This window comes from Bradyrhizobium retamae (genome assembly GCF_001440415.1).
GTDB classification, from domain to species: Bacteria; Pseudomonadota; Alphaproteobacteria; order Rhizobiales; family Xanthobacteraceae; genus Bradyrhizobium; species Bradyrhizobium retamae.
In genome coordinates, this window is record NZ_LLYA01000138.1 from 1 (window position 1) to 1,188 (window position 1,188).

2 protein-coding genes are annotated in these 1,188 nt (G+C 65.5%); both read right to left on the reverse strand.

What is annotated here, in order from left to right:
* Positions 1–589, reverse strand: a 589-nt coding sequence (locus CQ13_RS16585; protein ID WP_057843937.1) for an ATP-binding protein, incomplete at its 3' end; no start/stop codon positions are given.
* A gap of 14 nt (positions 590–603) precedes the next feature.
* Positions 604–1,188 (reverse strand): transposase (locus tag CQ13_RS44475; RefSeq protein ID WP_197427356.1); only part of this gene is annotated, 585 nt, incomplete at its 5' end.

Genomic DNA, 1,188 nt, shown 5'->3' on the forward strand with positions numbered 1-1,188 from the left:
GGATGGAGCCGCGGCCATGACGATCCTCGACGATCTCCATGAGATCGCGCCGCTGACTGGCTGAGAGGCGGTCGGGTCCCCAATCGTCCAATACAAGCAAATCGACCTTGACCAGCATCCGGAACAGTCGCGGGAAGCGGCCGTCGCCATGAGCGAGATCGAGATCAGCGAACAGACGCGGCACGCGCGTGTAGTGGACCGTGTAGCCGTCGCGGCAAGCCTTTTGCGCGAGCGCGCAGGCTAACCACGACTTGCCGATTCCGCACGGGCCGGTGACCAGCAGGCCGCGGTGCTCGGCGATCCAGCGGCAGGTGGCCAACTGTTGGAACAGCGCCTTGTCGAGCCGGCGTGGCGTGCGGTAGTCGACGTCCTCGATCGCGGCTTGGCTGTGCCGCAGCCGGGCGGCGCGCAGTCGGGCCTGGAAACGACGGGTGCTGCGATAGGCGACCTCGCGGTCGAGCAGCAGAGCCAGCCATTCGGCGTGCGCGAGATTGCGAGCCTCCTCTTGCACCTCGAGCTCGGTGAAGGCTTGCGCCATGCCGTCGAGCTTGAGCGCTCTGAGCTGGTCTAGAGTGGGATGTGAGAGCATCAGTCGTCATCTCCTCAATGGAAGTAGGTCGGGCCACGGATGTTGTCGTGCGCTATCGCTGGCCCGTCCGTGGTTGTTGCGGGCTGCTGGCGATCGAGATTGTTCTTGAGGATCGAGTTGACCGAACTGTAGGAGCGCGCGCCGATCTCGAGCGCGCGGCCGCACGCAGCCTCGAGCCTCTCGCGGCCATATGTCTTGGCAAGCCGCAGGATGCCGACACAGGCGCGGAAGCCTTGCTCGGGATGCGTGCGCTCCCGCAGGATAGTCGCGATCAGTGCCGACGTGCGGCGGCCGATCTCGGCGGCGCTTCGCCGGAGGCGCTCTGGCGTCCAGTCGGCATAGCGCCGGTGGCTCGACGGCATGTGCTCGCGCACCGTCGTATGCTTGCGGTCGGAGGAAGAGCGCACATGGGCGGCAACGCGTTTGCCGCAGTGGAAGACTTCAATCGTGCGCGCCGTGATGCGCGCCCAAACCTTCTCGCGCAGCAATTGGTGCGGCACCGAGTAGTAGTGCTTCTCGATCTCGACGTGGTAGTCGAGCGCGACCCTGCATTCCTTCCATTCGGCAAAGACGTAGGGCTCGGCCGGCAGCGGTTTGAG